The sequence below is a fragment of the Vaginisenegalia massiliensis genome (assembly GCF_900604935.1).
GTDB lineage: Bacteria > Bacillota > Bacilli > Lactobacillales > Aerococcaceae > Vaginisenegalia > Vaginisenegalia massiliensis.
The window spans coordinates 1-26,992 of sequence record NZ_UWPC01000006.1 but is presented as its reverse complement, the minus strand read 5'-3'; the positions used below and the strand labels follow the sequence as shown (position 1 = coordinate 26,992).

The following is a 26,992-nucleotide window of genomic DNA, read 5'->3' as shown; positions in this document are numbered from 1 at the left end:
TGTTGTTGCCGAAAATCAATGAAAATTAACACTATATATTGTAAAATTACTTACTTGCGTATTGTGACCAATGTCATAACATTGTATAATTTAGGTGTTAATAATTGATCTCACGAAATTATGAAAGATATTGGTGTGTACTATCTTTCCAGTCAGTTGTTAATAGATAAAATAGAAAGCGAGGTGAAAAATATGGGAATGTTTGATTCAATCGAATCAGCAATTAATGGCACGAAAGTGCTTAACTATGCTCTAGAGGTTAATAATATGGATGGTCTTAATATGAATAAAGACATCATTGCAAATATTAAGCTACATCCTAATATGAATGATTCGCTTATTGTGTTTGATGACGGAACTCTATTACGAGTTATTTATAATTCTGAAATTAAACAGGTTAATTTTTATTCAGATAAGCAATTAGCAATCGAAAATGGAAACCTGATATTTAACTAAAAATAATCCTTGTGCCATTTTCGTTTTTAGAAATTTCAATATTTTTATCTTTATAGATAATTTTTTCTGGTTCGCTGGCAATTCCTGGCGAACCTTTTTTAACTTGATAGTCAACAATAGTTGGCCAATTTAATCTATTTGAGATTTCATTAATTTTTTCTGTTTGCACATTCAAGATTTTTAATACCTGGTTATAGTCAATGTGGCTATCTTTACCGTCTTGACCTTTTATGCCGTCGCGTCCGTCATTGCCTTTAAGACTTTGCAACCATTCTTCTTCAGTACCTTTGAATCCATGTTTTACTGCTAAGTCGTAAGCTGATAATGGATAATTAAATGGCATCCCGGATGGACCACATTCATCTCCAACATTTTTCTCTGGCCGATCAAGCCAATAAACAACATTTTCTAATTCACTTATTCTTTTTTCTATTTTTCGCACTACCTTCGCTGCTACCCCAATAGCAGTGATGGCTAGTGCTATTTTTGTTGATTTTTTCATTTTGCTACTCCTTTCATGCTGACAATTTTGTCTTCCTTGCCGTCTTCAAGTCCGTTCTCATATGCGTCATTTAACAGTTGCCCGAATTGCTCACGCATGCCTCGGTTATAACCTAACTGATCTGCTGCGATTGCTGTTGCAATTAATGCGATTACTGCAAAAAACATCGTTTCTACTGCCATTTTTAGTCCTCCTTTTAATTATTCCTAACTAAGCCGCCCAGCTATTAGTTATATTGAATTTGTTTATCAAGCCATTGAATGACTTTATTTTTTGGAAATTTTTTTCGCTTTCCTACTCTTACGAATGGAAAGCCTTTTTTATTGATGAAGTGTGCTTCAGCTGTTTTGTAATCACAATTCAAAACCTTCCTGCACAACTCTGTTTTTGTGAGAAGTTCTTCCTCCATTCTGTTCTCCTTTCATATTTGTTTTAAATGGCCTGTTCGCTTAAGAATTTGTTGATAAAGTACACTTGACCTTTACCAGTAATCTTGGTTGTTTTGCTAATAACGATGCTTCCGTCCGGATTGTTATGCGTCCGTTCTTTAACTTCGAACAGTTTCATTTCCATTGATCGCTGAGTTGGCATGTTCCAGCTCTCGCCCCTGCGGTTAATTAAGAAGCCATTCTCTCGAAGCCATTGGAACAAGCGATTCTGGCCAATTTTTACGCCATTTTGGGCCAATAGTTTGGCCATATCCCCGACAAGGATAGATGACTTGCTTGCATCAACAGCATTAGCAAAGACAACCTTTGGCTTATCTCGCTCGATTTGTTCATTCAGATCAATTATTTTTCTATCCGCAATCTGCAACGCCCGCTTCATAATCATTTCCGGGCTGTTCCATGCTTTTTCGATTTTAATAAAGTACTGTCTTGCTTGTTTTCCTTTATCATTTCGCTGAATCATAGAAATCTCTTTTGCCATATCCATGGTTAAGACATGATCGATATACTCAGTCATGTTTCCTTGAGCTGTTAGTCTTTTTTGACTAATAGCTTCATAGTCTTGTTTTTCAACAAACCCATATTCCTTCATTCGTTCAAACCACTTCGAATATTGTGTTCCAATCTCTAAAAAATCATGCAAGTCACGACCCATAACTGCAACTTGTCCATTATCCTGTTCATGAATCTTTATTACTGACAGTTCTTTCATTGATTTTCTCCTTTCTATAATGAATCTTTTAACAAATCATCAATTGAAATCTGAAAGTAATTAGCAACTTTTAATAATGGTGCCAAATTCGGCTTATGATCATTCCATTTACTAATAGCTCCATTACTCAAATCCAATTCTTTTTCAATTTGACTAATAGTTACCTGTTTTTCCTTCGCCATTTTTTTTATTACGTCGTATAACGGCATATTTCCACCTCCTTTTCGCAGAAATAAACTCTACTAAATATTTCCGAGCTATTGACAATATTTAGAAATAGTTCTAATATACAGACATAGCAAATATCCTATCCACATTGCAGTATGGTAGGTATATTACTATTAGATTTTAGTAAAGCGGAGTTTATTTGTTTTATGTACTGGCTGAGTACAACCATATAATACTCTGAACTATTTCTAATGTCAATATAAATTATAGAATTATTTCGGAGGTCTTATTATGAATCCATATTACAGGATTAAAGAATTATTGGATATCAAGCAAATGTCAGTTGCCGAATTAGAAAGAAAGTTAGATTTATCTAACGGTTCTTTGTCAAAATGGGCAAAATCAATGCCGAATTCTGAGCCGTTATCAAAAGTAGCTAATTACTTGAACGTTTCTACTGATTATCTCTTAGGGCGTACAGAAGCAATGAATATAAACAATGGTAACAACAAAGATGAAAAATTTGTTTCACTATTTAGGTCTATAACATCTGATTTGCCTGACGATGAAGTAGAAAATTTGGAGGACGAAATAGAAGCTTATTTAGAAGCAAGAAGAAATTTATTGAATAAACGTAGAGGTAAATAATATATGCAACAAAAAAATCATAAAAGTATTGCTGCTAATTTAACTTACTCGTTACTTGATACATACAATATTGACTATATTAAATGTAATACTTCACTATTTTTTAACCCTATCATAAAATCTCAAAATGCTGAATATATGGAATTTTCTTTCAGAAAAAATATTCTTGGTCATACTTTGAAAGATAATAATGGAATCACTATAACCATTAACAGTAACCTTGATCAAAATAGGAAAAATTTTACTATAGCACATGAAATCGGACACCTTTTACTACATATTAACAATGATTTAATGTTTGATACTGAATCAACAATCTTTGATGACAATCATGCAACAAAATCAATATTAGAAATTGAAGCAAACCAGTTTGCTGCAAATCTATTACTTCCAGACAAAGTATTAAAAAATCAAATACTTAGTAGCTATAGCATGACGGCAATTAAGAATACTTCCAAAGTATCAGGACAAATGATTTACTGGAGAATTGTTAACTTTCTAAAAGACAATTATGATTTGTCAGAAGATATTTCAAGAAAAATTTCGAATGATTATGTTAGTAGAATTCGTAATTGTGAAATAAAAAGTTCACTATTATATCAACTGATTCATGATTTGTCATTTTCGAATAAAAAGGTTTTACTTAATGAATACGCAGTATAAAATAGCTGAAGAATTTGGTGTTACTGATAATTTTGTAAAAGAAGCAATAAATATGTATCGAATTAAAGGAGTAATATAAATGGCTGATATTATTAAATATAATAAAGATTTATATAAATCAATGAAAATATCTAAAAAAATCGGATTCTTAACGATAGACGAAGAAAATGGATTATTTTATTTTGACAATTTGTTTATTTCATTGGGGCATATCACACCAAAGGTTTTCAAACTAAAAGATTTGGTTTCATATAAAATAGTTGAAGATTCTAAAGAAGTTACTAGTGGGGGTATTTCAATAAAGAGAGCAATTGTTGGTAATATCATCGCTGGTCCTGCAGGAATGGTCTTGGGTGGATTAACTGGCGAAAAAACTCATGGCAAAAAGATAAAATCAATTAAACTCGTTTTTAATATGGTTGGAGACTTTGATAATAAAGTTGAACTTATTAATAAACCGATAATTGTTGGTAGCGAGGAATATAAAAATTTAGTTGAAAAAATTAATAACATTGATTTGTTTTTTTATAACTATCTACAAAATAAGAATAATAAATCAATCAAAGAACCTACTAAAACCTCATCAACTTCAGTAACCGATGAATTAATTAAATTAAAATCACTTTTAGATAGTGAAATTATAACTAACGAAGAATTTGCTAAACTAAAAACAGATCTATTAAACAAATAAAAAAAACACTATCCTCCCCGCCAAGATTAAAAACATAAAAATCAAACAACATAATTGACAAACATAATATATCTGATATACTTTGGTTAATCTTAATGAAGGGCTGAAGTTCAGCCAACCAAAAGACTGCGGATATATTATCTGCAGTCTTTTGTGCTTTTAGGAGATACCTATGACCAAACCGTTTAAAACAATCGATGAACAAATAGAGATATTGACTAGTAGAAAATTAATAATAAAGAACGAAGATGCAGCAAAAGAGTCACTCATGAGATTCGGATATTACGAAATTATAAATGGATATAAAAATCCTTTTTTGCTTGCCTCAGATTATTTGATTATGACAAACCCTCAGAAGATTTGCTAAGTGCAACATCATCGTTATTAGTTAATTATAAAAAAATATATCCTGAAAATATTGAATATTTAAAACACGAAATGAAAATACTAGATTCGCAAATTTCTAACTAAAAAACACGACCCACCCCGCCAAGAGTTGAAGTGTTAAACCAATAAAATATGAAAGGAGTTGTATTACAATCAATTTTGTTGAGGTCAACAAAAATGTAGAAATTAGTTTAGTTTCATCAGTTGACAAATAATATTTTGTTTATTATTATTTAGACACGGATAAGCACTAGTTATCTGACCGTTTTAAAACGGAGGACCTAGTTGCGCAAAACACTCCTTGTCTAACAGATGAGGAGTGTTTTTGTTTATGAAAGGATTTAACTATGAAACCATTTAAAAATTTAGATGAACAAATTTGCTTGTTAAGAACTCGTGGATTAACGATTCAAGATGATGAATCAGCAAAGAAATATTTACTCGAAAATAGCTACTATAATGTTATAAACGTTCATAGTAAATTCTTCATGAAAGATGATAGATATATTAAGGATGCAACATTCAAAGAAATAATCAAAACCCATATTTACGATACAGAAATCAAATCATTGATTTTAAAAAATATTATTAGTGCAGAAAAACATATTAAAGGTATTATTGCTTATCGTTTTTCAGAAGTATATAAAGATGAGCCATACGCATATTTAAAGACCAATAATTATAATGGCGAAGACTTGCTTGGCATCTCAACCACAATTTCGAAACTTAGTAAGATTATTCAAAATAAATCCTTTGATAAAAAGAACAACCCAATCAAACATTATCAATCTCACCATGGAAATATTCCTGCTTGGGTAATATTACCTTATTGCACATTGGGTGAAATAGCTCATTTTTATAAACATTTAAATCAAAAACTAAGAAATACTATTGCAAAAGATTTTTCGTATTACGTTCTTCAAAACACAGGAAATCAAATTGTTTTGGAACCAAAATTCATAGATGGCCTGCTTTCTAATTTAACTGATTTGAGAAATATAGCGGCTCATAATAATCGATTATTTCATTTCATATGTAGGAATACATTGACTGATTTACCAATTATTTATCAAGATCTTACACTGCAAAAACCGAAATTTAATTCAATTTTTTATACACTAATGTTACTTAGATGCTTTTTGACGAAAAATGAATTTGATAATTTTAAAAAAGCTCTAAAAAAGAGAACAAGAAGTTTAGACAATTCAATTTCATCAATATCAGCATATGAAATAATTTCATGTATTGGTTTTCCAGAAGAATGGTTAAATAAGAAATAAAAAAATCCCACTCCCCTGTCGCCAAACAATCGGAGTGAGATATGCAAAATTCAACCCAAAATAGGGCCTCTTTTCTGTACCCTATTCTATCACCAAATTTTTAAGGTGACAATAAATTATTCATTTTAATGTTCTAAGCCGCCCAGCTAAGAAAGGAATAAAAAATGAATAATAGTATTAAATATAAAAAAACAAAGTACGATGGGATCTACTCCTATCAAGTAGACGGATGCACCAGGTATAGAGTACGCATTAAATATACTCATGAAGGGAAAAGAAAGGAGCATAGCAAGCAAGGATTTGAAACAACGCTAAGTGCCAAGGCCTATAAATTAGAAGTTGAATCTAAATATGTTAGTAACGATCTAGCTTATATTGAGCGTAATCGCACGTTTGGCCAACAATGGGATTCTCTTAAAAAAAGGCACATTAAAGATGAAATTTGGAATAAAGAGACAGCTACAACTAATTGCGACAGAATAAAGCCAATTCTAACTTATTTCGAAAACAAACCAATGGCTAATATTTCGCAATCAGACGTAGAGAACATGATTGAAGAACTTTATGAAGAAAAAGATTACTCACAAGAAACGATGAAGGGTATTTTTAAGCTATTTCTTCGAGTCATTGAAGATGCCGTTGATGATGGGTATATAAAAAGAAATAGGTTCAAGAAAATTTCGTATCGCAAACAGAATTGGAAGCCAAAAAATAAGTTGATTGATATTAATACCTATCATACATTTATGGATCTGGCAAAGAAAAATCTTAGACCTGATTTATATCGCTGCATTTACATTGCTGCATTTGGTCTAAGACGAGCAGAGGTATATGGTATTACTCAAAAAAGCATTACTTTCTTAGATAACGGCCTCGCATCAATTGTCATCAATCAATCCCGCACAAAGAAGTATCTTGATGGCAAAGACGTTAAAACGCGAAAATCGAACCGTATAGTGGTTGTAGATCAACAAGCGACCATTATGCTTAAAGAACAGATTGAGTACGCCAAATCGGTTAAAATGGTGCATAATTCAATACTACACGAGGATGACTTCATCTTCTTAACCCCATCCTCTGGAAAACCTTATTACATCGAAACTCTAAACGGCGCAATAAATCGAATCGCTAAGATGATAGATCCAAATTTAAAGCTATCGCCCCATATGTTCCGACACACTTTCGCATCATACGCATCAGCAATGGGAGCCGATTCTCTCTTGCTTCAAAATTATCTCGGCCACGTTGACGAGCGCATGACCTTACATTACACTCACGGAACCCAAGAAGGCGCAACAAAAGTTATGAAACTTTCTGAGCCACTTAGAAAAAGCCTATAGCGGTGCGTTTTTTATCCGTGTCTCGTTGCCCCAAAGTTGCCCCAAAGTTGCCCCAAAGTTGCCCCACTTTTATCCAAAAACATCCAAATTTATCCATAAATTTCCAAAATTTAAAAACAAAAAAATATCAACGCCATAAGGTGTAGAGCCTTACAAACGTTGATATTATAGGTATTACTTAGGATGCGGCCAAGAAGACTCGAACTTCCACGGGAGTACTCCCACTAGCCCCTCAAGCTAGCGCGTCTGCCATTCCGCCATGACCGCAATTTAATTGACAAAAGCTATTGTAAGCGAAAAGCTAGCGGTTTGTCAATTACCTAAGTCAATTTATCTAGGCTCCTGGGACAGTTGAATGACGTCATTAAAACTATGACGGATGGTCTGTTCATCTAGACCTTTACCAATTAATACGAGTTGAGTCCCAAGCTCATCTGCTAGATATTGACTCATATCAAAGCGATAGGCCACATTAACCCCTTGCAAGGCCACTAAAAGATCGCGATCAGCCACCCGCACTAAACCTTTATAGCGATATAATTTACCGTTAAAGTTAAATAACAACCAATCCAACCACTTTACTAACAGGTCTTCTCTCAAATAATGGTTAGTCGTTAAGACAATGGAAACAAATTCATGATGATGGTGATGGTGATGCCCCTCCTCTTGGCATTGTGGATCCTGACAGCTATTCTGTTTAGCTGTGTCTTTATCTAACTTTTGATATTCAGACTCTAAGGGTTGGGCTAACCCATGAAACTTAGCTAAATGAAAGAATTCTTCAACAGCATAAGGTTTATCAAGATAGAAATAGCGCATATCGGCTAACGGATTTAATTGCTTCAATTCTTTCAAGATAGTGGCTTTGGTAAAAGGGGAGACTTGATCAGACTTGGTTAAAATAAAACGATCTGCATAGGAAATTTGCTGATAAACTTCTTGGTTATGGGCTAAAATCTGGCTAAAGTTAAGGCAGTCAATTAATACTAAGATGGCATCAATGAAAAAGCGTTGACTGAGATTCGGCGTCAAAGTTAAAGTTTGAATAATGGGTGCTGGATCAGAGATACCGGTTGTTTCAATGATGACATGAGCTAAAGGCCGCTCTTCTTTTTCAAAATAGTCTACTAAGGCTTGTAAGGTCGTCGCTAAGTCCGTTCGTAAACTGCAACAAATGCAACCATTATTTAATTGGTAAACTTTTTCCTCCGTTTGGAGAAGCAATTGATGGTCAATCCCTACTTGACCAAATTCGTTCACGATAATGGCAATTTGATCAGATGGCACCGTGGTATCTTGGAGAATTTGATTAATCAAAGTTGTCTTACCCGCGCCAAGAAAACCGGTCACTAGAGTTATCGGCACTCCCAATAAAGCCATGCGTTTCACTTCTTTCTTTAAGTAATTACTACTATTTATTATTTTTAAATTGTAGCATGAAACAGTTTTTTGTCAAAGTCGCTCGCATTCCACCCGTTGCGTCCGATGATTCTTGCGTTGCGTGCGCAACCTATTTCTACCCGCTATGATATGGACATAATCATTAGAAAGGATGTTTTATAATGACCATATCAAAATTCGATGTAATGGGTGTCATTTTCTTTGGTTTAGCCTACTTTCCGCTTAAATTCATCTATCATTTTTTAAGAGAATTGACACGAAACACTCCGACGACACTCAACAATCTATTTTTCATTTTCTTTATTATAAGTAGCCTATTACAAATTAAAGCTTCCCTAATAATTTCCGTGCTCCTTGTTTATTTGGTTATTTCTATCTACTATTACTGTCGTTTCCATAATTGAATCCCCTTTTACAAATGATATAATTTTTTTACTTAATATTAGGAGGGATTGTATTGTTAGATGGCACTAGCATAAAAGAGCGCCGATTAGAACTAGGTCTTACCCAACAAGATCTAGCCGATAAAGTTTATGTCACTCGTCAGACTATTTCAAAATGGGAGCTTAATAAGAGTCAACCCGATGCTATAGCAATGAATTTGCTCTATCAAGCGCTACATCTTCCAAAAGCGGCAAATGAAGAAATCTCAGTCGCAAAGTCAAATGCCTTTCCTTACAACATATTTACCCTCCCAATTTTCATCTTAATCGGCCCATTATCGTTTGCCTTTCGATATGTATATATTGAATTAAATAAGCCAGAACATAAACTGACCAAAATAATCCTTATTGGGACCTTCATTCCACTTGGTCTAATTTATTTGAATAGCCTACTTAAACCCCTATTCTATCTAGCTATAGCTATCATTACTTTGCTATATTTCTCTATCCAACTCTATTTCTACTTTGGTAACAAAGAGGATAACTAAGACCCAAAGCAAAAAGCCAGTACCCAAGTACTGGCTTTTATTATTTACTCAAAAATGGGAGCTAATCCGATACGGTTTTTATTTAAATCTAATTTGATGACTTCAACTTCTAAAATATCACCGACAGCAACCACCTCTGACGGATGTTTAATTTTGTCTTTTGAGAGTTTAGAAATATGAATTAAGCCGTCCTGCTTAACACCAATATCAACAAAGGCGCCAAAATCCACGACGTTGCGAACAACGCCTTGCAATGTCATACCTACCTGTAAATCTTCCATGGAAAGGACATCCTCGCGCAGGATGGGAGCTGTATACCCATCACGAATATCATGTAAAGGATGTTTCAAGCCTTCAACAATATCTTTCAGTGTTTCCGCCCCAACCTGTAATTCATCCACTAACGACTTAAGTTCCAAGGCGTTGAGTGCTTCAACTGAATGGTCACTACCGATTTCATTTAATTTAAGCCCAGCAGCCTTCAAGACGCCTTCAGCAATCTTATAAGATTCAGGGTGAATACCCGTTTGATCTAAAGGATTATCGCCATCAACAATTCTCATAAAGCCGATGGCTTGTTCATAGGTTTTAGGACCAAGACGTTTCACATCTTTAATTTGCTTGCGATTCGTAAAGCGACCTAATTCGTCACGAAGAGCAATAACATTTTTAGCCGTTGCGGCTGAAAGACCCGAAATATGTTGTAATAAAGTCACTGAAGCTGTATTTATATCAACTCCCACTTTATTAACGGTGGTATCAACGACGAAATCTAATTCCTCATTTAAAGTTTTTTGTGAGACGTCATGTTGGTATTGCCCTACCCCAATTGACTTAGGATCAATTTTAATCAATTCAGCTAAGGGATCTTGCAGGCGACGAGCAATGGAGACGGCTGAACGCTCTTCAACCGCAAAATCCGGAAATTCCTGGCGCGCCAATTCACTAGCTGAATAAACGGAAGCTCCCGCTTCGTTAACTACGATAAACTTAACCGGACGATCAATTTCTTTTACAACTTGACTCACAAATTGTTCTGACTCGCGACTAGCTGTCCCATTGCCAATAGCGACAACATCCACATTATAATCCATAAGCAATTTCTTGAACTCAGCCGGCGCGGATGCCCGTTTTGCTGCCGGAGCTGGGGGATGCGGATAAATTACCGCTTTGGTCAAAACACGTCCAGTTTCGTTGATAATAGCCAGTTTGCATCCTGTCCGATAGGCTGGGTCAAAACCTAATACTACATGCCCCTTCAATGGCGGTTGTAAGAGTAAATTCTGTAGGTTATCTCCGAATACATTAATCGCTGATTGATCCGCTTTTTCGGTCAGTTCATTGCGAATTTCTCGTTCGATAGCTGGGGAAATGAACCGTTTATAGGCATCTGCAATGGCAGCTTTAACAAAATTCAACTGACTATCAGATAAGCTATGCTCGATAAACCGTTGTTCAATAAACCGCACAGCGGGTTCTTCAGCAACCGTGATTTTCACCGTCAAGACGCCCTCTTTTTCAGCTCGATTAATGGCCAAAACATTATGATTTTGCACCTGAGAGAGTTTACGATCAAATTCATAATACATGGCATAAACTTGCTTTTCATCCAAATCAGCCTCTTTCAAGCTTGTAACTAACTTGGCATTATAACGCGTATATTTGCGAATAAACTCCCGATATTGTGCGTTCTCGGAAACCCACTGAGCTAGAATTTCGTGAGCCCCATCTAACACTGCTTCCGCACTGTCGATTTGATCACTGACAAATTCAAGGGCTTTATCAGTGAGAGTGGGTAAGCTTCCTTCATAGGTTAGTATCCATTGAGCTAATGGTTCTAATCCATTCTCAATCGCAATCATAGCTTTGGTTCTTTTTTTCTTTTTATAAGGTAGATACAGGTCTTCAATTTGTTGCAAAGTCGTCGCATGTTCAATCTGCCCAACTAGCTCATCCGTTAACTTATCCTGTTCACTAATTAAACGTATGACTTCTGCTTTACGTTGATTTAATTGGGTCATATATTGGAAACGCTGTTCAATCGCATGAATTTGGACTTCATCTAGTGACCCTGTTGCCTCCTTACGATAACGGGCAATAAAAGGAATTGTATTGCCTTGGCTCAACAAATCCAAAACGGCTTGAACTTGTCTTGCTTTAACACTCACCTCTTGGCTAATCAACTTAATTAAGTCAGCTTCATTTGTTGTCATCCTATCTCTCCGTTCTTACATCAATCTGGTGCGATTGCACACGTACAGTTCATTATAACATATTTCCCCATTATTTAAGGATATGATTCGCACACGTACAAAAACACGAACTTTAAGACTTTTTAACCATTGAAATGTTTATCTTTATGATGACAGACGCACACTTTGTGTTATACTCTCAAAGTAATCATTTATTTTATTTTTAGGAGGAATTATTTTTGGAAAAATTTTTCAAATTAAGTGAGAACAACACGACTGTCTCAACTGAAGTCATGGCTGGTTTAACCACTTATTTAGCGATGTCTTATATCGTTTTTGTCAACCCGTCCATTTTATCGCTATCAGGTATGCCCACTCAAGCGGTCTTCTTAGCTACAATCTTTGCTGCCGCTATTTCAACTTTATTTATGGGACTATTTGCCAACGTTCCTTACGCACTTGCACCTGGTATGGGGCTTAATGCTTTCTTCACTTTTACCGTTTGCTTTGGTCTAGGTTTTACTTGGCAACAAGCCTTATCCATGGTATTTATCTGTGGTATTTTAAATGTTTTAGTTACTGTTACTAAAGTACGTAAACTCTTAATCAAATCGATTCCTGAATCACTTCAGTCTGGTATTTCAGCCGGAATTGGTGTTTTCATCGCCTATATCGGGATTAAAAATGCTAACTTACTCCAATTCACGACCGATGGCTTTAACATCATTGCTATTAACGGTGGCGATCCAAAAGCGACTAACTTCCAAGATGGTATCCATTCCGTTGTATCCAATTCAGGAATTGTCCCAGCCTTGGTTGACTTTACTCAGCCATCTACCCAATTAGCCTTATTAGGTTTAATTATCACCGTTATCTTAATTATCCGTAAAGTTAAAGGAGCCCTATTAATAGGCATCATCGCCTCTACTTTTCTAGCAATTCCAATGGGCTTAATTGACTTCTCTAGTTTAGGTGCTCAACAAAACTCCCTTGCCAGTGCGTTTAACGATTTAGGTAAAACCTTCTTGGTCATTTTCACTCCAGCTGGTTTACCTTCCCTCTTTAGTGATTTGAGTAAATTACCGTTAGTGTTAATGACTATCTTCGCTTTCTCTTTATCTGATATTTTTGATACAGTTGGAACTTTCTTAGGTACCGGACGCAAATCAGGTATCTTCTCATACGAGGACGAAAAAGCCCTTGAAGAAGGTTCTGGTTTCAACTCCAAAATGGATAAAGCTCTTTTCGGTGATTCAATCGGAACCTTTATCGGCGCTCTTTTCGGTACATCAAACACAACCGTCTTCATCGAATCGGCTGCTGGAATCGGTATTGGTGGTCGTACTGGTTTAACGTCAGTCGTTACATCAATTTTATTCTTCTTAACTATTTTCATTGCACCTTTAGCTGGCATTATTCCAGCTGCTGCGACTGCTCCAGCTTTAATCATTGTCGGTGTCATGATGCTTTCTTCATTAAGTGACATTCAATGGGACGATCTTGGCGAAGCTATTCCTGCATTCTTTGCCTCAATCTTTATGGGCTTAGCTTACTCGATTTCTTATGGTATCGCCGCTGGCTTTATCATGTATGCCCTTATCAAAATTATCCAAGGCAAAGCAAAAGAAATTCATCCAATCCTTTGGGTCTCCGTCGCCCTCTTCATCCTAAACTTCGTATTACTCGCTATAATGTAAGATAAAAAGTGAGAATTTGCGTTAAGAAATGAATCACTTTGCCTTAAGCGACGACGCTTGTCCTGCAAGCTAGAAGCTTAAACAAAGTGGAGGTCATTTCTGCAAAGGAGAGCTGGATTCGATAAAAAGTGAGGAAGCTCGGTCAGCTCTGAAGCATTTGGCAAAGCGTGTAGATTAGCGTTAGCTAAACACGCGACTTTAGACAAATGGAGGTCAGAGTTGAGCTGACGAACTAGATTTCATAAAAAGTGATAACGTGCGGTCAGCTTCGAATCACTTCTTCAAAAGACGAAAACAAGCTCCTTCTTAAATTTTTTAAGAAGGGGCTTGTTCATTCTAAATCCATCTATTTAATTTGTGGGCAAAATCTAGGCAAGTAGATTAAAAATTCATTGCAATCTAATGAAGTTACGCATATACTTTGGCTATCAAAGATGAATGGATGGTTAAGTTGACCTTTTACGATACCCTTATACGCACCTTTACCAATGATACCGTGGTAGGAACCATAAGTTCTACGCTGATTGTAATTGGTTTAGGTTATATAGCCCGTTACCGCCAAATACTCGATGCTAATACTAGTAAGATTATCTCCCAAGTTGTCATGAAACTTGCTTTGCCTGCTCTGGCTCTCACCGCCTTTATCAAGCCTATTCAAACTGAGGCTATTAAACAAAGTTTGGGTATGCTGATTTGGGGGATAGCGATTTACATGATCCTTATCTTTTTGACGCCTGTTTTCTACTTACGTTATCCCAAGGATCGTCGCACGAGTCTCAGCGTCTTGAGCATTTTTGGCTCAACGACTTTCTTTGCTATTCCGATTATTTCCGCCATTTACGGCGATGAAGGAACGATTTACGCTAATATCTTTAATATTGGCTATCGCATGTTCCTTTACACTTGGGCTTATGTCGCCATGTCTGGCCTTCAATTTACTAAGAAGAACCTCAAAGAAGTCTTTGGCAACCTCATTGTGGTTGCTACTTTCCTCGGCCTCTTTACTTGGCTAGGTCAGGATTTTCTTCCCCAAGTAAAGGTTGGAGCAGAACAGGTATCTTTCCTGCGAATTGATGTAACGGCTCCTTGGTTGTATCAACCGTTAAAATATCTAAGCAGCCTATCAACTCCTCTTTCATGGCTAGCTATTGGCTGCCAATTAGCTGAAGTTGATTTTAAAGAAGCACTCAAACACAAATTAATCTGGTATTACAGTTTTATTAAAATTATCCTTGTTCCCATCATCAACATGGTCGGGGTTTTCCTTTTAAAACTATTCGGTTTATTTGATTTTAACTTAGTCGCCTTAGCCGTGACCGTCATTATGATGGCAACGCCTACTTCGACCGTTACCGCCACTTATTCCATCAATTTTGATCGCGAAACTCAGCTGACTGCTGAAGCTTCCCTTCTTTCGACCATTATCGCAATCTGTACCTTACCACTATGGATTCTGGTCCTTCAAGAGTTAGCCCTCTTGCATCTCTTCTAAAGTCAGTCATAATCAAAAAAGTAAAGAAACCCCGTCGCTTTCCATTTGTCCGGAAAGAAACGGGGTTTATTTATTTACAATATTTTATTGAACGTAGACGGTTAAACTTTGACGACCAAAGGCCATCGCCGCACTTAAATCCGTCATATGGATGTCAATGCGATTACCCACAATGGCACCACCTGTATCACCGGCAATAAACGTTCCATAACCTGGAATATATACAGTTGATCCCAAAGGAATAACGGATGGATCCACGGCAATCACATTTGGATTTTGTGATAAATCAATTCCAGAGGCTGTCATCGTCGATAATTCAGGTTGGTTATATGAATAAGCCGTTGCTTCGACTTGAACAGCCCGCCCTTGAGTGGCTTCAGCAGAAGTCGTTTCAGCTGGAGCTTGAGTAGTAGCTTCAGTTGTTACTTCGGTTGTTGGTTCAGTAGTCACCTCGGTTGTAGGTGCTTGGCTGGTTTCAACTTGCGTTATTGACTCTTGGCTTTCGCTACTTGTCTCACTAGCCACTTCTGTTTGAGAAGCTTGACTTTCGCTAGAGCTTTCAGCCGTCTGACTACTTGTTTCATTAACTGTCGTCGTTTCTGGCGCAACCCATTCAGGTGTCGCTTCTACTACAGCTGTGGCTGCAGCTGTTGTTTCTTCGGCTAATTTTTGATCCACTTTAGCATAAACTTCTTGAGCATTCATCGAATTATCCACGATTTGGCCATTGTCGGTAGAAACCGTCACTACATTTCCTTGTGGTTGTGCATAGGTTAAAGTTTTGTTTTGCGCATCAAAATAGAGCACAGAACCTGCCATAATCATATCCACATTATCAATATTATTGATAGCGGCTAGATCAGCTAAGGGAATATTTATCGCCTCAGCAATCGAAGATAAGGTGTCACCCCATTGAACTTCATATGCCTTATCTTGTCCATAGGCTCCCGCTTTCATAGCTGACAAAATTTCTTCAACTGAACGCGCTACCCACACACTTGTGTGGCTTTCTTGGGCTTGAACCGCTGGTAAGCTAGCTAAAGGCATAGAACTTAATAATAAAGCAGCACTGGTCATTAATTTTAACGATTTATTCATCTATCTATTAACTCCTTTTGTTGGCAGAAAACTCGCTCTGCTCAGCCGTCAATTGACGGCAAGTTTTGGTTACCGCCCCATTTTAACCAATTACAAACAAAAAAAGGGGAAAAAGCTCAGATTGTTAATGAGCTTTAATCCCCTTGTTGCCAATTGCAACTAAATTGTTAAGTTTGCCCGCTTGTGCGTTTCCCTTGTTATCTTTGTAACGCTGCTGAAATCTTGACTAGCCTAGTCATTTAACTCCTCGATTTGATCAATTAAATGATCGACATAGGCGATGGCTGCTTTTAGAGCTTGATCATCATGCATAGAAACGCCTGCTTTATCAGCTAATTCGAGCGGTGATAGAGAACCTCCCGCTTTTAAAGCATCTATCCAACGCTGAATCGTGTCTTGGTTGCCTTTAGCTACTTCTTGCCCTACTTGAGTTCCAATCGTTAACCCAGCTGAATAGGTATACGAATATAAGCCCAAGAAATAATGAGGTTGCCGCATCCAGGTTAATTCGGCTCCTTCATTAACAATCACTGCATCGCCCCAGAATTCCTCTAAGACCTCTTTAAAGAATTGATTTAATTTCTTGGCATTAAGAGCTTGTTGACGGTCAACTGCTTCATATACTTTACGCTGAAAGGCCGCTTCCAATAAATGGGTCACCATATTATGGAAATAAGTATTAGCAATAAAACCTGCTAAAAGATTTTGTTTTTGTGAGGCTGTTAGTGGTTGTTGGAGCAAGTATTGACACATAATAACCTCATTAGCTGTCGATGGCGCCTCAACAAAGTAGAGACTGGTTTCTGGTGTGATACAAAGTTGATTATCATATGTCAATTCAAAATGAGCAGCATGACCTAATTCATGTGCCAAGGTCAAGACTTCATTTAAAAGACCCGTCCAGTTTAATAAGGTATAACTTGGGCCATCATAGATAGTCGCATTGAAGCCACCAGTCGATTTTGTTTGATTCATTGGATAATCAATCCAGCGTTCAGCGAATGAACGATGAACAATCTGGCTATATTCTTGACCAAAGACAGCAAAACACGATTCAATCAAGTCTTGCGTTTCAGCAATAGAGACTTTCTTCGTATCAGCTGCTGAATAAGCGATTTTGATATCAGCCAAGCTCATATCCGAAATTTGATGGGCTTTGGCTAATAACTTAGCATAGCGTTGCATAACTGGACTCAATTCTTTCATAATCACGTCAATTTGACGATTATAGGCTTCGCGCGTCACTTTTTGGTCAAATAATAAGTAATCAATAACCGAATCAAAACCGCGTAAAGTTGCCATTTTCTTTTCAGTTTGAACGTGTTGAATATAGTTCAAAGCGAAGGTATGTTGATACTTCGCTAACCCTTGATGGAAGGATTGCCACGCTGCGCGACGAACTTCCTTGTCCGGATGAGCTTCATAATCCCCTTCAAATCCCACAAAGGAATTGCCATAGGTTTGTCCATTCGCTTGGAAATCATCAAACGATAAATCTTGAAATTTAGTGTTAAGGTAAGCTTTGTAATTAGAATAAATCGAACCTGACAAAGCGGACAAGGCTTCTTCAACTGGACCCGCTAAACGCGTCTGCTTGGTGCGTACCACTTCTTCAAGGAAGAAACGGAATGGTTGACCTTGACTATCTGCCATCAAGTCAGTTAAATACTCCGCTTCTAATTGACCAAGTTCAGGTAAAAAGAAGGAGGTCTTCTGCCCAACATATTCTTCTAAATGATCAACAGCCGCTTGATTTTGTTCATTCACTTCACTTAGCTTGTCTACTTCATAAGCCAGTGAAGCATAGTGAAAGACTCTAGTTGCTAAGATGGATAGCTTTTCATAGGCTTCAAGAGCTGACAGTAGGATATCTTTTTGATCTAAGCGACCTTTATATGTCACAAAATGGTCAGCTTGCTCTTTCAATTCCGCCATGGCAGTTTCGAAAGCAGTTTGATCGGCGAATAATAAACTTAAATCCCAGGTTTCTTCTTGGACAAGTTCTTGACGTAAAGGTAAGACCGTCATATCATCGACTCCTTATTTTAGAGATAGTTTAGTTTAAATTTAACATTTTTTTCGAAAGATTTCGCTAATCCTCTTGGCGTAAACGCGTGATAAAGCGTTCGATTCGTTGGAAAGCTGTCTTTAATTGGTCAATGGAGTAAGCGTATGAAATCCGCACATAGCCCTCACCCGATGGACCAAAAGCTGACCCAGGTACTACCGCTACATGTTCTTCCTGAATTAAGCGCATAGCAAAGGCTTCCGAACTCATACCAAATTCTGAGATATTAGGGAAAACGTAAAAGGCCCCTAGCGGTTCAAAACAAGGTAATCCTAACCGCTCCATCTCAGCGATCAAGAAACGCCGGCGTTGGTCATATGATTCCTTCATACGCTGAACATCGGCATCGCCATTGCGCAATGCCATCACAGCAGCATACTGACTTGTCGTAGGCGCTGCCATAATCGCAAACTGATGAATTTTAATCATTTGCTCCATGATGGCCCGCGGTCCACAGCAATACCCCAAGCGCCAACCAGTCATAGCATAAGCCTTGGAAAAACCATTAATATAAACCGTTCTTTCCGCCATGCCAGGTAAAGACACAATGGATGTATGCTGGGTATCCCCATAGCTTAGAGCTTCATAGATTTCATCGGTAATGACTAATAAATCATGTTCAATTATCAAATCTGTCAAAGCCATCAAATCCTCTTTAGCCATAATGGCTCCGGTTGGATTATTAGGGAAAGATAGGATAATGGCTTTAGTATTTGGCGTGATGGCTTGAGCCAATTCGGCAGGTGTCAAGCGGAATTGATTCTCTTCTTTAAGTGGTATCGCCACCGGAACTCCATCAGCCAAAGTAATACACGGTAAGTAGGAAACATAACAAGGTTCCGTATAAATGACCTCATCACCCGGTTCCAAGGTCGCCCGCAACGCTAAATCAATGGCTTCCGATCCACCGACTGTAACCAGAATTTCATGATATTCATCATAAGAAATCTGGCATTTTTCCTGCAGTTTTAATTTAATTTCCTTACGTAACTCTAACAATCCCGCATTAGAAGTATAGAAAGTTTTCCCTTGTTGAAGAGCAAAAATCCCTTCATCACGAACATGCCAAGGAGTATCAAAATCCGGTTCCCCAACCCCTAAAGAAATGATTTCCTCCATTTCACTCGCAATATCAAAAAACTTGCGAATGCCTGACGGTTGAATTTCCTTCACTTTTTGATTGAGAAAGTCTCTCATGGAGTGATCACCATCCGATGATCTTTCTGATCTTTCTCGAAAATCGTGCCATGATCCTTATATTTTTTCAAGATAATGTGAGTGGCCGTTGCTTGAACCTCTTCAATAATTGAAAGACGTGAAGAAACAAAGTTGGCAATTTCTTTCATTGGCGCCTTTTTCAATTCCACCATAAAGTCAAAACCACCTGACATTAAATACATGGCTTCTACTTCCGGAAATTGATAAATCTTATCCGCAATCCGATCAAACCCTTGCCCACGTTGAGGGTTCACTTTCAATTCAATAATAGCAGAAACATCTTGATCATCCGTTTTATCCCAGTTAACTAAAGTATGGTAACCGCAGATAATGCGTTGCTGTTCAAAATTTTCGATACTAGCTTGAACTTCGGCTTCTTTGAGTCCTAACATGATGGCAATTTCACGTGCTTCTAATTTACTATTGGTTTCTAGCAAACGTAAAATCTTCTCTTTATGTTCCACATTGACCCTTCTTTCTTTAATCATAGTAAAATTAGTATAGCAAAATCATTCTGAGAAAAAAACAAAAATTAAAAAAACTCTCATAATTTTCATATTAAACTCTGCAAACAACAACTAGCTTCCATTCATTGACAATCCTTGACTTTAAAAGCACAAAAATACCCGCCAAAGCAAAATCTTTGGCGGGCTTTTCTCTAACTAAAGCCATTCTATTCATTTAAATAGTCCGCTTCAACTTGGTTTTCTGTCAATGTTTGATCCGTTGGTTCCCAAAGCAAAAGACGATATTGATTGAAATAATCATGGACCCGTAAAGATAACATGGCCATCTGCTCAGCCACCACATCCCGCATAGCCGGATTAGCCGTATAAACAGCTAAAGTATAGGACCCATATGGAGTGACAAAGCTTGCGACATCATTCTGTTCGGTCCCCCCGGTTCCTGATTTATTCCAAGAAGTGGTAGATCCTGGAATATACGTCCGAATATAGGAGTGCGAATTGAGAAAGAGTTTATCAATCATTTCGCCATCCCACGGTGCCCCGTTTAAACGTTCATTAGCGAGTAAAGCAAAAATATGAGCAGCATCATGCGGCGTGGTATAGAACTCCCGATTCGTATCACCATGGTAATATTTGCCATTAACATAAGTATCAAACATACCCAATTGATGCATATGGGGAGAAATCTTCTCTCCACCACCCACAGCTGTAATTAACATATTGGCGGCAGTATTGTCGGAATAAAGGGCCACTAAATTAACCAGTTCATCCAAGGTAAATTCACTACCTGCTGGGTATCCTTGAATCACCCCTGCCCCTGGTACTCGATCGTCTTCCGTTAAAGGCACCGTCGTATCAGGCGACAAGAGGCCTTGTTTATACTGACTATAGAGCTCAGCCAAAACATATATTTTTTGCGTCGAAGCAGGGAAGAAAATTTGATTATCAATATCGACTTGAGTCATTGATTCATTGTTAACAAAGGAAGCCCCAGCTCGGGCATTAATGGCACCTAGTTCCTGATCAATAATAGCTTGAATATTATCAAGTAATTCCCGTTCACTGTACTTGGTTAAATGGTAATCTTGAAGCTGATCATCTTTCTTAATCCAACCTAACTCATCATAACCCAAGTTTACATGTAACCAAGCTCCATCTGGGGTCTCAATTTCTTCAATAACTTCCATCGGTTTTTCTGCATACTCTTTGGTGGATGCCACAAGGACTGAATTTTTGGTGCCTGGAGGGGCACTTAAAATCACCTGCTTAGGATTCTTGTAGTAAATCGAATAATGCTTGGATTCCACTTCGATCATATTGGCGTATAAAGAGGTGGATTCAAGATAGACTTTTTTATGCAAGGCACGCGGGGTTAACCGTAATATCTCTTTACGCTCCCGTGATAATTCAAAGGCCGTTTGTGTATCAATCGTCCCGTTTGGATCCATCCGCCCGTTCTCGTAATAATACCAACCGTCGAAGGGCGTATCATGCCAACCATAAAAAGGGTGACCCGATTGATAGAGTCGCAACTCCCCATCAACCATATACCATGCGAAATCATTAATTTTCTCTTTACGAACTAAACGTATACGGTTAGAAAAAGAATAAGGCGTTTCTTCATCAACCATTGGACTGTAATAATAAGCTGGCATATTTGGATCGAGAACTTGTCCATCTGCTACCTGCTCTGTCAATGCTTGCTTGTTCCGGTTAGCCACTTGCAGACTATCCATCTGATTCAATGCGGCTTGAGTGATAAGCCCGGTCGTATGATCAAAACTAAAGCGCAAGGAATTCGACCCGTCTCGTAAAGACCGAACCCGTTGGACATAGGCAAAATGGTTAGCCATCTTATTAAGCGATCGGTTCAAAGGGGCTTGGATAAACCAACCTAATACTGCATATAGAATAAGTCCAGAAACCAGACCAGCGCCTAAGATCGTTCCATATTTTTTATAATCCCATTTAAACATCGGCATCGTCAGCTTTCTTTATTTTAAACTGGATCTTATCTTTGAAATAATCATATAAACGTTGACTGAGCATCATTTCAGGCATTTGTTCCTTAAAAGTTTCATATGGGAAACGATCACGAATTTCGATTTCATCGGCACCACGATGAAGGATATTTCTTTGAATAAAGACTTGATAATCTTCTTCAGTCAAGGTCAATCCCAACTTTTCATATTCAGCTTGAGCAATTAATTTAAAGATAAAATCTTCTTCAGCCCGTTCTTTCAAGACGCTTTCAGCTTGTCCTTTTAATCCTAGCTGTTCATGCGTATAATCACTTAAACTCATGTCCATCTCGTCGGCGTAAGCCTGCACTTTAGCCAAATAATCGGTCCAGTAGTCCTCAAACTCTCCTTCATTGAATAATAAAGAAGCCGTCTCAGCATGGAAAGTTAATATAAAAGGCATAACTTCTTGATAAAATTTACGTTGAATCTGATTTACTTTGAAGGTATCCATTGCAAAACTTTTCAATTGGTTGACTGTTTGAATATTGGGTAATTGTAAATTAGCCACCATCTCATCGGTTAAGACAACATTGGCTAATTCTTCTTGATCACTCTTAATATATTGAATGGCCTGATCGATTGTTGGCTGGGCCACTGCCTCCCAAGAAGGAATTTCGACTGTCAAATAAGCTTCCGGTACCGGAATTTCTTCATAAGGGAAATATGATTGGACTAGACTTTTCATCTCTTGCCTCCAGCAATAAATATCTTAAACATACGGTCATAATCATAACAAACCAGTCCATAAAAGACTAGTCAAATCAACCAAAAAATCAAACCATGGTATGATTATTTAATTGGATGGCATTCTGAATAAAATACTCCATAGCCTTAGTTTTATAGCGATCCCGTTTCCAATAGAAATAAATGGAGCGCTCCACATCGGGACCCGCTAGTTTATAATAAATCACTTCGTTGGTCTTCGCGATTCTTGAAACCAAAGCGTTACCTAAAAAACTAATCCCCATTCCTAATGAGACAATATGGTAGGCTGTCAGCTGTTGTTCGACTTCAATCATGACTTTCGGTTTAAAGTAAGCTTGTTGACATAGATTATAAGCACGTTGGCCTGTATCGTTGTCTTTATTTAACAAAACAAAATGTTCATCTTTAAAATAAACCAAGGGAACAGGCTCTACTTGTTCTGAAAGCCAAGTTTGTTCACGAATATCCCAATGTGTTAATTGATACGATGCTAACTTCTGATTAATGGCAAAGGATTTCGGCACAGCTAACAACAGATAATCTTCAGCAAATTTTGCTCGTTCAAAAACATTTTCATCTAACTCACTATTATCTAACATTAAGTCAATTTGCCCTTCTTGCAAGGCCACTTCCAAATTATGTGTTGTTTCTTCAAGCAACATGAGGCTCACTTTAGGATATAGTTTATGAAATTTCGCCATAATTTTAGGCAGTATTAAAGCTGAAAAAAAGCTTGAACCACCTAAGCGTAATTTGCCTGCATTTAGACCACTATAATCTGAAACAAACTCCTCAAAAGAATTCTCTAAATCTAGTAATCGCTCAGCTGTTTTCATGTATTCTTGACCAAATTCCGTCAACGAGATAGGTTTAGTTGTTCGATCAAAAATATCATAACCTAATCGTTTTTCTACCCGCTTCACATTAGCACTCAAGGAAGGTTGGGAAATATGAAGTTCTTCAGCCGCCTTGGAAAAACTGGCCGCTTTATATACAGCATAGATATATTCTAATCCAGTAAACATACTAGCCTCCTAATTATAACTTTTACCCTATACTTAGTATAAACGAATTAGTATTGGTTTAATAGTCATATACTGATTATAATGATGACGTTTACAAAAACTAAGGAGGCTATTAATTCTCATGACTGAATCACAGCTATTTCGTTTAGAAATGGATTCAATTAGTGAACGTCAAGTTCCCAAAGATGCTTATTTTGGTGTCCAATCATTAAGGGGGATGGAAAACTTCCGCATTACCGGATTAAAAATTCATCCGGCCTTTATTCAAAGTTTAGCGTATATTAAGAAAGCCGCTGCTCTAACCAACAATCAAAGTGGTTTACTTGCCGATGACAAAACACAAGCTATCATACAAGCCTGTGATGAATTACTCAAAGGTCGACTTCATGATCAATTTATCGTTGATCCAATCCAAGGTGGAGCGGGTACTTCAATGAATATGAATGCCAACGAAGTCATCGCCAACCGAGCGATTGAAATTTTAGGCGGTGAACGTGGCCAATACTCAATCGTCCACCCTAATGACCATGTCAACTACGGCCAATCAACCAACGATGTTATCCCGACAGCTGGTAAAATATCGACCTTCCTCTTACTAAATGATTTACAACGCCAACTATCTCGCCTATTTGTTGCCTTAAACACTAAGGCGGATGAATTCGACCATATTATAAAAATGGGTCGAACCCAAATGCAAGATGCGGTACCCATCCGTTTAGGTCAAGAATTTAAAGCCTATGCTAATGCCGTAATGAGAGATATTAAACGAATCGAAAAAGCATTAGACGAAATGCGCGATTTAAATATGGGAGGAACGGCAATCGGAACTGGTATCAATGCCGATGAATATTACTTTGATAAAATCGTTCCGAACCTTTCCAACATTACCCAAATTCACTTTAGGCAAGCAAATAACCTAATCGATGCCACCCAAAATATCGACCCATTTGTTGCTGTATCAGGAGCTATTAAGGCCTGTGCTGTCACCCTATCAAAAATTGCAAACGACTTACGTCTACTCTCTTCTGGACCTCGGACAGGTTTTGGTGAAATTAACTTGCCAGCTAAGCAAAACGGTTCATCTATTATGCCAGGTAAGATTAACCCTGTTATTCCTGAAGTCGTCAATCAAGTTGCCTTCAAAGTCATCGGTAATGATATGACTATCACGATGGCAGCTGAAGGGGGACAATTAGAACTCAATGCTTTTGAACCCGTCATTTTTTACTGTCTATTTGAATCGATTGATACCTTAGCGGGCGCAGTAAATACCTTCGTTGACAATTGTATTGTTGGTATTACAGCTAACGAAGACCGCTGCCGAGAACTCGTTGAACAAAGTGTGGGTATGGTAACCGCTCTATGTCCTCACATTGGTTACCACAAATCAGCTCAAATTGCGAAAGAAGCTTTGAAAACAAATGTTTCTGTCCGCGAAATCATCCTGCGAGATGGCATCTTAAATGAAAGCCAATTAGCTGAAATATTAGATCCATTTAGCATGACACAACCCGGAATTCTTCGTAGTGACTCTCTTAAAACAAATAATCTATAAAATTAAAATCCGTCAACTAACAGCTTACTTAGTTAGTTGACGGATTATTTGTTTAGAAAGTTCCACATAATCAATATTTAAATGATAAATTCGTTCTCGACCTTTTCGTTCACAATTTAATAACTTAGACCGTTTTAAAACAATTAAATGATGAGAAGCATTCGCCGTTGATAACCCAAAATAATCAGCAACTTCCATTACACTCATTTCACGATTGGATAATAAAAGAAATATTTTTACACGAATTTCTTCACTTAATGCTGCGCAAACTGTTGCAATTTCCTCTACTCCAAGAGAATATTCATCAAAATTTAGACTAGGTGCCTGATGGGGCTGATCATTAGTTGACATATTATCAACCTTTCTTATATAAAAACATTATTATAATGCAAATAATTATAACTAAATGGTATTCTTTATCATTATAGCATAATAAAACTAAATAACTATTAATGTTAATACAACTTTATAATGTTATAAACAATCATTATACAAAATTTGAAATATCAAGTCGAGAATAACTCGTTTTAAGAACTAGATACAAAATTGGATAAATAAAAAAGCTCTTTCAAAAAAGAAAGAACCTTAGAATGCTTAATACAAAGCCATTATACCGGTGATCGGGGTCGAACCGATACGCCCGTGAGGGCACAGGATTTTGAGTCCAGCGCGTCTGCCAATTCCGCCACACCGGCAATATATTAAGTTAAAGGCGGTAACCGGATTTGAACCGGTGATAAGGGTTTTGCAGACCCGTGCCTTACCACTTGGCTATACCGCCATAATAAAAATTGATACAAAAAAAACTGGGGTAGCTGGATTCGAACCAACGAGTGACGGAGTCAAAGTCCGTTGCCTTACCGCTTGGCTATACCCCAATAATAATAAACAATAGGCGACTGATGGGAATCGAACCCACGAATGTCGGATCCACAAACCGATGCGTTAACCACTTCGCCACAATCGCCGTGACAACAAACAGGGACAGTAGGAATCGAACCCACACTAACGGTTTTGGAGACCGTTGTTCTACCGTTAAACTATGTCCCTATCAGTATAGGAGAACATCATGAATTCCCTACGATATTAATGGAGGGGGGCAGATTCGAACTGCCGAACCCGAAGGAGCGGATTTACAGTCCGCCGCGTTTAGCCACTTCGCTACCCCTCCAATGGCTTGGGACGGAATCGAACCGCCGACACTTTGAGCTTCAATCAAATGCTCTACCAACTGAGCTACCAAGCCAATATAAACGGTCCCGACGGGATTTGAACCCGCGATCTCCTGCGTGACAGGCAGGCATGTTAACCCCTACACCACGGAACCACTATATAATGGAGGTTAACGGGATCGAACCGCTGACCCTCTGCTTGTAAGGCAGATGCTCTCCCAGCTGAGCTAAACCTCCAGGTGAAACTTCTATAGTCCGTACGGGACTCGAACCCGTGTTACCGCCGTGAAAGGGCGGTGTCTTAACCACTTGACCAACGGACCATTAAATATTGTAAACGGAGAGTAAGGGATTCGAACCCTTGAAACGAGTATTAATCGTTTACACGATTTCCAATCGTGCTCCTTCGGCCAGCTCGGACAACTCTCCAATCTAACCATTACAATCACTCCGCAAGTAGGGCTCGAACCTACGACATCATGATTAACAGTCATGCGCTCTGCCAGCTGAGCTATTGCGGAATAAACAAACAAACACCCTGCATGGCAACGTCCTACTCTCACAGGACCAAAGGTCCAACTACCATCGGCGCTAAGAAGCTTAACTGCTGTGTTCGGAATGGGAACAGGTGTGTCCTTCTTGCCATCATCA

Annotated in this window: 26 protein-coding genes, 13 tRNA genes and 1 rRNA gene; 11 read left to right on the top strand and 29 right to left on the bottom strand. The window is 37.8% G+C overall.

What is annotated here, in order from left to right:
- Positions 1 to 120: 120 nt before the first annotated feature.
- Positions 121 to 456, top strand: coding sequence for a hypothetical protein (locus tag EIH20_RS05165; protein WP_124058423.1), 336 nt, complete (start codon positions 121 to 123; stop codon positions 454 to 456).
- Here the strand turns inward: EIH20_RS05165 and EIH20_RS05160 are convergent.
- From EIH20_RS05160 to EIH20_RS05140, 5 genes are read right to left on the bottom strand one after another with little or no spacing between them, the layout of a single operon-like run.
- Entirely contained in the window at positions 449 to 958 is a 510-nt protein-coding gene (locus EIH20_RS05160; protein WP_124058421.1) for a hypothetical protein, read from the bottom strand. The genes EIH20_RS05165 and EIH20_RS05160 overlap by 8 nt on opposite strands.
- The gene (locus tag EIH20_RS05155; protein WP_124058419.1) at positions 955 to 1,140 is read right to left on the bottom strand and encodes a hypothetical protein; all 186 of its coding nucleotides are present in this window, start codon (positions 1,138 to 1,140) and stop codon (positions 955 to 957) included. Before EIH20_RS05155 ends, EIH20_RS05160 begins: the two co-directional genes overlap by 4 nt.
- 44 nt (positions 1,141 to 1,184) lie before the next feature.
- Positions 1,185 to 1,367, bottom strand: coding sequence for a MerR family transcriptional regulator (locus tag EIH20_RS05150; RefSeq protein ID WP_124058417.1), 183 nt, complete (start codon positions 1,365 to 1,367; stop codon positions 1,185 to 1,187).
- A 23-nt stretch (positions 1,368 to 1,390) separates the two neighbouring features.
- Positions 1,391 to 2,119, bottom strand: coding sequence for a phage antirepressor KilAC domain-containing protein (locus EIH20_RS05145; protein ID WP_124058415.1), 729 nt, complete (start codon positions 2,117 to 2,119; stop codon positions 1,391 to 1,393).
- A 14-nt stretch (positions 2,120 to 2,133) separates the two neighbouring features.
- The gene (locus EIH20_RS05140; protein ID WP_124058413.1) at positions 2,134 to 2,328 is read right to left on the bottom strand and encodes a helix-turn-helix domain-containing protein; all 195 of its coding nucleotides are present in this window, start codon (positions 2,326 to 2,328) and stop codon (positions 2,134 to 2,136) included.
- A 250-nt stretch (positions 2,329 to 2,578) separates the two neighbouring features.
- Here EIH20_RS05140 and EIH20_RS05135 point away from each other — a divergent pair, with 250 nt between their 5' ends.
- The 6 genes from EIH20_RS05135 (at position 2,579) to EIH20_RS05110 (ending at position 7,296) form a co-directional block, all read left to right on the top strand.
- A complete protein-coding gene (locus EIH20_RS05135; protein ID WP_124058411.1) occupies positions 2,579 to 2,935 on the top strand; it encodes a helix-turn-helix domain-containing protein in 357 nt (118 codons plus the stop codon).
- Between the two features lie 3 nt (positions 2,936 to 2,938).
- On the top strand, positions 2,939 to 3,598 hold the full coding sequence (locus tag EIH20_RS05130) for an ImmA/IrrE family metallo-endopeptidase (protein WP_124058409.1): 660 nt from the start codon (positions 2,939 to 2,941) through the stop codon (positions 3,596 to 3,598).
- 79 nt (positions 3,599 to 3,677) lie between these two features.
- Positions 3,678 to 4,289, top strand: a complete 612-nt coding sequence (locus tag EIH20_RS05125) for an SHOCT domain-containing protein (protein WP_124058407.1) — start codon at positions 3,678 to 3,680, stop codon at positions 4,287 to 4,289.
- Positions 4,290 to 4,461: 172 nt separating this feature from the next.
- Entirely contained in the window at positions 4,462 to 4,656 is a 195-nt protein-coding gene (locus EIH20_RS05120; RefSeq protein ID WP_206424107.1) for a hypothetical protein, read from the top strand.
- A 367-nt stretch (positions 4,657 to 5,023) separates the two neighbouring features.
- A complete protein-coding gene (locus tag EIH20_RS05115; RefSeq protein WP_124058405.1) occupies positions 5,024 to 5,956 on the top strand; it encodes an Abi family protein in 933 nt (310 codons plus the stop codon).
- A gap of 164 nt (positions 5,957 to 6,120) precedes the next feature.
- Positions 6,121 to 7,296: a tyrosine-type recombinase/integrase gene (locus tag EIH20_RS05110; protein ID WP_124058403.1), complete on the top strand. Its 1,176-nt coding sequence runs from the start codon at positions 6,121 to 6,123 to the stop codon at positions 7,294 to 7,296.
- A 184-nt stretch (positions 7,297 to 7,480) separates the two neighbouring features.
- On the opposite strand, the gene EIH20_RS05105 is transcribed toward EIH20_RS05110, so the two are convergent.
- Positions 7,481 to 7,563: transfer RNA gene (locus tag EIH20_RS05105), tRNA-Leu, on the bottom strand.
- A 63-nt stretch (positions 7,564 to 7,626) separates the two neighbouring features.
- A complete protein-coding gene (locus tag EIH20_RS05100) occupies positions 7,627 to 8,676 on the bottom strand; it encodes a CobW family GTP-binding protein (protein WP_124058401.1) in 1,050 nt (349 codons plus the stop codon).
- A gap of 478 nt (positions 8,677 to 9,154) precedes the next feature.
- Here EIH20_RS05100 and EIH20_RS05095 point away from each other — a divergent pair, with 478 nt between their 5' ends.
- Positions 9,155 to 9,628, top strand: coding sequence for a helix-turn-helix transcriptional regulator (locus EIH20_RS05095; protein ID WP_124058399.1), 474 nt, complete (start codon positions 9,155 to 9,157; stop codon positions 9,626 to 9,628).
- A gap of 44 nt (positions 9,629 to 9,672) precedes the next feature.
- On the opposite strand, the gene EIH20_RS05090 is transcribed toward EIH20_RS05095, so the two are convergent.
- Positions 9,673 to 11,841: a Tex family protein gene (locus EIH20_RS05090; protein WP_124058396.1), complete on the bottom strand. Its 2,169-nt coding sequence runs from the start codon at positions 11,839 to 11,841 to the stop codon at positions 9,673 to 9,675.
- A gap of 218 nt (positions 11,842 to 12,059) precedes the next feature.
- On the opposite strand from EIH20_RS05090, the gene EIH20_RS05085 reads away from it, so the two are divergent.
- A complete protein-coding gene (locus EIH20_RS05085) occupies positions 12,060 to 13,517 on the top strand; it encodes an NCS2 family permease (RefSeq protein ID WP_124058393.1) in 1,458 nt (485 codons plus the stop codon).
- Positions 13,518 to 13,968: 451 nt separating this feature from the next.
- Positions 13,969 to 15,009: an AEC family transporter gene (locus EIH20_RS05080; protein WP_420894251.1), complete on the top strand. Its 1,041-nt coding sequence runs from the start codon at positions 13,969 to 13,971 to the stop codon at positions 15,007 to 15,009.
- 84 nt (positions 15,010 to 15,093) lie between these two features.
- Here EIH20_RS05080 and EIH20_RS05075 read toward each other — a convergent pair whose 3' ends face one another.
- The 7 genes from EIH20_RS05075 to EIH20_RS05045 form a co-directional block, all read right to left on the bottom strand.
- Positions 15,094 to 16,107, bottom strand: coding sequence for a 3D domain-containing protein (locus EIH20_RS05075; protein WP_124058391.1), 1,014 nt, complete (start codon positions 16,105 to 16,107; stop codon positions 15,094 to 15,096).
- 231 nt (positions 16,108 to 16,338) lie between these two features.
- Positions 16,339 to 18,135 (bottom strand): oligoendopeptidase F, encoded by a 1,797-nt coding sequence (gene pepF / locus EIH20_RS05070; RefSeq protein ID WP_124058389.1) that lies wholly within the window; start codon positions 18,133 to 18,135, stop codon positions 16,339 to 16,341.
- A gap of 64 nt (positions 18,136 to 18,199) precedes the next feature.
- The gene (locus EIH20_RS05065) at positions 18,200 to 19,372 is read right to left on the bottom strand and encodes a pyridoxal phosphate-dependent aminotransferase (protein WP_124058387.1); all 1,173 of its coding nucleotides are present in this window, start codon (positions 19,370 to 19,372) and stop codon (positions 18,200 to 18,202) included.
- Positions 19,369 to 19,857 carry an Lrp/AsnC family transcriptional regulator gene (locus EIH20_RS05060; protein WP_241152389.1) on the bottom strand — a complete coding sequence of 163 codons (489 nt, stop codon included), beginning with the start codon at positions 19,855 to 19,857 and terminating at the stop codon, positions 19,369 to 19,371. The genes EIH20_RS05065 and EIH20_RS05060 overlap by 4 nt, the downstream gene beginning before the upstream one ends.
- Before the next feature lie 209 nt (positions 19,858 to 20,066).
- Positions 20,067 to 21,842, bottom strand: coding sequence for a serine hydrolase (locus tag EIH20_RS05055; RefSeq protein ID WP_124058382.1), 1,776 nt, complete (start codon positions 21,840 to 21,842; stop codon positions 20,067 to 20,069).
- Positions 21,829 to 22,569 (bottom strand): hypothetical protein, encoded by a 741-nt coding sequence (locus tag EIH20_RS05050; protein WP_124058380.1) that lies wholly within the window; start codon positions 22,567 to 22,569, stop codon positions 21,829 to 21,831. The genes EIH20_RS05055 and EIH20_RS05050 overlap by 14 nt, the downstream gene beginning before the upstream one ends.
- An 88-nt stretch (positions 22,570 to 22,657) precedes the next feature.
- Positions 22,658 to 23,614: a LysR family transcriptional regulator gene (locus EIH20_RS05045; protein ID WP_124058378.1), complete on the bottom strand. Its 957-nt coding sequence runs from the start codon at positions 23,612 to 23,614 to the stop codon at positions 22,658 to 22,660.
- 121 nt (positions 23,615 to 23,735) lie between these two features.
- Here EIH20_RS05045 and EIH20_RS05040 point away from each other — a divergent pair, with 121 nt between their 5' ends.
- Positions 23,736 to 25,169, top strand: a complete 1,434-nt coding sequence (locus tag EIH20_RS05040) for an aspartate ammonia-lyase (protein ID WP_124058376.1) — start codon at positions 23,736 to 23,738, stop codon at positions 25,167 to 25,169.
- Positions 25,170 to 25,193: 24 nt separating this feature from the next.
- Here the strand turns inward: EIH20_RS05040 and EIH20_RS05035 are convergent, their stop codons facing one another.
- The 14 genes from EIH20_RS05035 to rrf all read right to left on the bottom strand — a co-directional run.
- On the bottom strand, positions 25,194 to 25,520 hold the full coding sequence (locus EIH20_RS05035) for an ArsR/SmtB family transcription factor (protein ID WP_124058373.1): 327 nt from the start codon (positions 25,518 to 25,520) through the stop codon (positions 25,194 to 25,196).
- 260 nt (positions 25,521 to 25,780) lie between these two features.
- Positions 25,781 to 25,864 (bottom strand) — tRNA-Leu (locus tag EIH20_RS05030).
- A 15-nt stretch (positions 25,865 to 25,879) separates the two neighbouring features.
- A tRNA-Cys gene (locus tag EIH20_RS05025) sits at positions 25,880 to 25,950 on the bottom strand.
- 25 nt (positions 25,951 to 25,975) lie between these two features.
- Positions 25,976 to 26,047, bottom strand: a tRNA-Gln gene (locus EIH20_RS05020).
- Positions 26,048 to 26,063: 16 nt separating this feature from the next.
- Positions 26,064 to 26,136, bottom strand: a tRNA-His gene (locus EIH20_RS05015).
- Positions 26,137 to 26,148: 12 nt separating this feature from the next.
- Positions 26,149 to 26,219, bottom strand: a tRNA-Trp gene (locus tag EIH20_RS05010).
- Between the two features lie 40 nt (positions 26,220 to 26,259).
- Positions 26,260 to 26,340: transfer RNA gene (locus EIH20_RS05005), tRNA-Tyr, on the bottom strand.
- A 2-nt stretch (positions 26,341 to 26,342) separates the two neighbouring features.
- Positions 26,343 to 26,415, bottom strand: a tRNA-Phe gene (locus tag EIH20_RS05000).
- An 8-nt stretch (positions 26,416 to 26,423) separates the two neighbouring features.
- A tRNA-Asp gene (locus EIH20_RS04995) sits at positions 26,424 to 26,496 on the bottom strand.
- Positions 26,497 to 26,505: 9 nt separating this feature from the next.
- Positions 26,506 to 26,578, bottom strand: a tRNA-Val gene (locus tag EIH20_RS04990).
- A 14-nt stretch (positions 26,579 to 26,592) separates the two neighbouring features.
- Positions 26,593 to 26,664, bottom strand: a tRNA-Glu gene (locus EIH20_RS04985).
- 15 nt (positions 26,665 to 26,679) lie between these two features.
- Positions 26,680 to 26,770: transfer RNA gene (locus EIH20_RS04980), tRNA-Ser, on the bottom strand.
- Positions 26,771 to 26,789: 19 nt separating this feature from the next.
- A tRNA-Asn gene (locus EIH20_RS04975) sits at positions 26,790 to 26,862 on the bottom strand.
- Positions 26,863 to 26,881: 19 nt separating this feature from the next.
- A 5S ribosomal RNA gene (gene rrf, locus EIH20_RS04970) occupies positions 26,882 to 26,992 on the bottom strand; the annotation flags it as partial.

Excerpts from the sequence above, each read along its gene's own strand:
- EIH20_RS05165 (WP_124058423.1), top strand. The coding sequence starts at position 121 with ATGAAAGATATTGGTGTGTACTATCTTTCCAGTCAGTTGTTAATAGAT.
- EIH20_RS05160 (WP_124058421.1), bottom strand. The coding sequence starts at position 958 with ATGAAAAAATCAACAAAAATAGCACTAGCCATCACTGCTATTGGGGTA.
- EIH20_RS05155 (WP_124058419.1), bottom strand. The coding sequence starts at position 1,140 with ATGGCAGTAGAAACGATGTTTTTTGCAGTAATCGCATTAATTGCAACA.
- EIH20_RS05150 (WP_124058417.1), bottom strand. The coding sequence starts at position 1,367 with ATGGAGGAAGAACTTCTCACAAAAACAGAGTTGTGCAGGAAGGTTTTG.
- EIH20_RS05145 (WP_124058415.1), bottom strand. The coding sequence starts at position 2,119 with ATGAAAGAACTGTCAGTAATAAAGATTCATGAACAGGATAATGGACAA.
- EIH20_RS05140 (WP_124058413.1), bottom strand. The coding sequence starts at position 2,328 with ATGCCGTTATACGACGTAATAAAAAAAATGGCGAAGGAAAAACAGGTA.
- EIH20_RS05135 (WP_124058411.1), top strand. The coding sequence starts at position 2,579 with ATGAATCCATATTACAGGATTAAAGAATTATTGGATATCAAGCAAATG.
- EIH20_RS05130 (WP_124058409.1), top strand. The coding sequence starts at position 2,939 with ATGCAACAAAAAAATCATAAAAGTATTGCTGCTAATTTAACTTACTCG.
- EIH20_RS05125 (WP_124058407.1), top strand. The coding sequence starts at position 3,678 with ATGGCTGATATTATTAAATATAATAAAGATTTATATAAATCAATGAAA.
- EIH20_RS05120 (WP_206424107.1), top strand. The coding sequence starts at position 4,462 with ATGACCAAACCGTTTAAAACAATCGATGAACAAATAGAGATATTGACT.
- EIH20_RS05115 (WP_124058405.1), top strand. The coding sequence starts at position 5,024 with ATGAAACCATTTAAAAATTTAGATGAACAAATTTGCTTGTTAAGAACT.
- EIH20_RS05110 (WP_124058403.1), top strand. The coding sequence starts at position 6,121 with ATGAATAATAGTATTAAATATAAAAAAACAAAGTACGATGGGATCTAC.
- EIH20_RS05100 (WP_124058401.1), bottom strand. The coding sequence starts at position 8,676 with ATGGCTTTATTGGGAGTGCCGATAACTCTAGTGACCGGTTTTCTTGGC.
- EIH20_RS05090 (WP_124058396.1), bottom strand. The coding sequence starts at position 11,841 with ATGACAACAAATGAAGCTGACTTAATTAAGTTGATTAGCCAAGAGGTG.
- EIH20_RS05075 (WP_124058391.1), bottom strand. The coding sequence starts at position 16,107 with ATGAATAAATCGTTAAAATTAATGACCAGTGCTGCTTTATTATTAAGT.
- pepF (WP_124058389.1), bottom strand. The coding sequence starts at position 18,135 with ATGACGGTCTTACCTTTACGTCAAGAACTTGTCCAAGAAGAAACCTGG.
- EIH20_RS05065 (WP_124058387.1), bottom strand. The coding sequence starts at position 19,372 with ATGAGAGACTTTCTCAATCAAAAAGTGAAGGAAATTCAACCGTCAGGC.
- EIH20_RS05055 (WP_124058382.1), bottom strand. The coding sequence starts at position 21,842 with ATGCCGATGTTTAAATGGGATTATAAAAAATATGGAACGATCTTAGGC.
- EIH20_RS05050 (WP_124058380.1), bottom strand. The coding sequence starts at position 22,569 with ATGAAAAGTCTAGTCCAATCATATTTCCCTTATGAAGAAATTCCGGTA.
- EIH20_RS05045 (WP_124058378.1), bottom strand. The coding sequence starts at position 23,614 with ATGTTTACTGGATTAGAATATATCTATGCTGTATATAAAGCGGCCAGT.
- EIH20_RS05040 (WP_124058376.1), top strand. The coding sequence starts at position 23,736 with ATGACTGAATCACAGCTATTTCGTTTAGAAATGGATTCAATTAGTGAA.
- EIH20_RS05035 (WP_124058373.1), bottom strand. The coding sequence starts at position 25,520 with ATGTCAACTAATGATCAGCCCCATCAGGCACCTAGTCTAAATTTTGAT.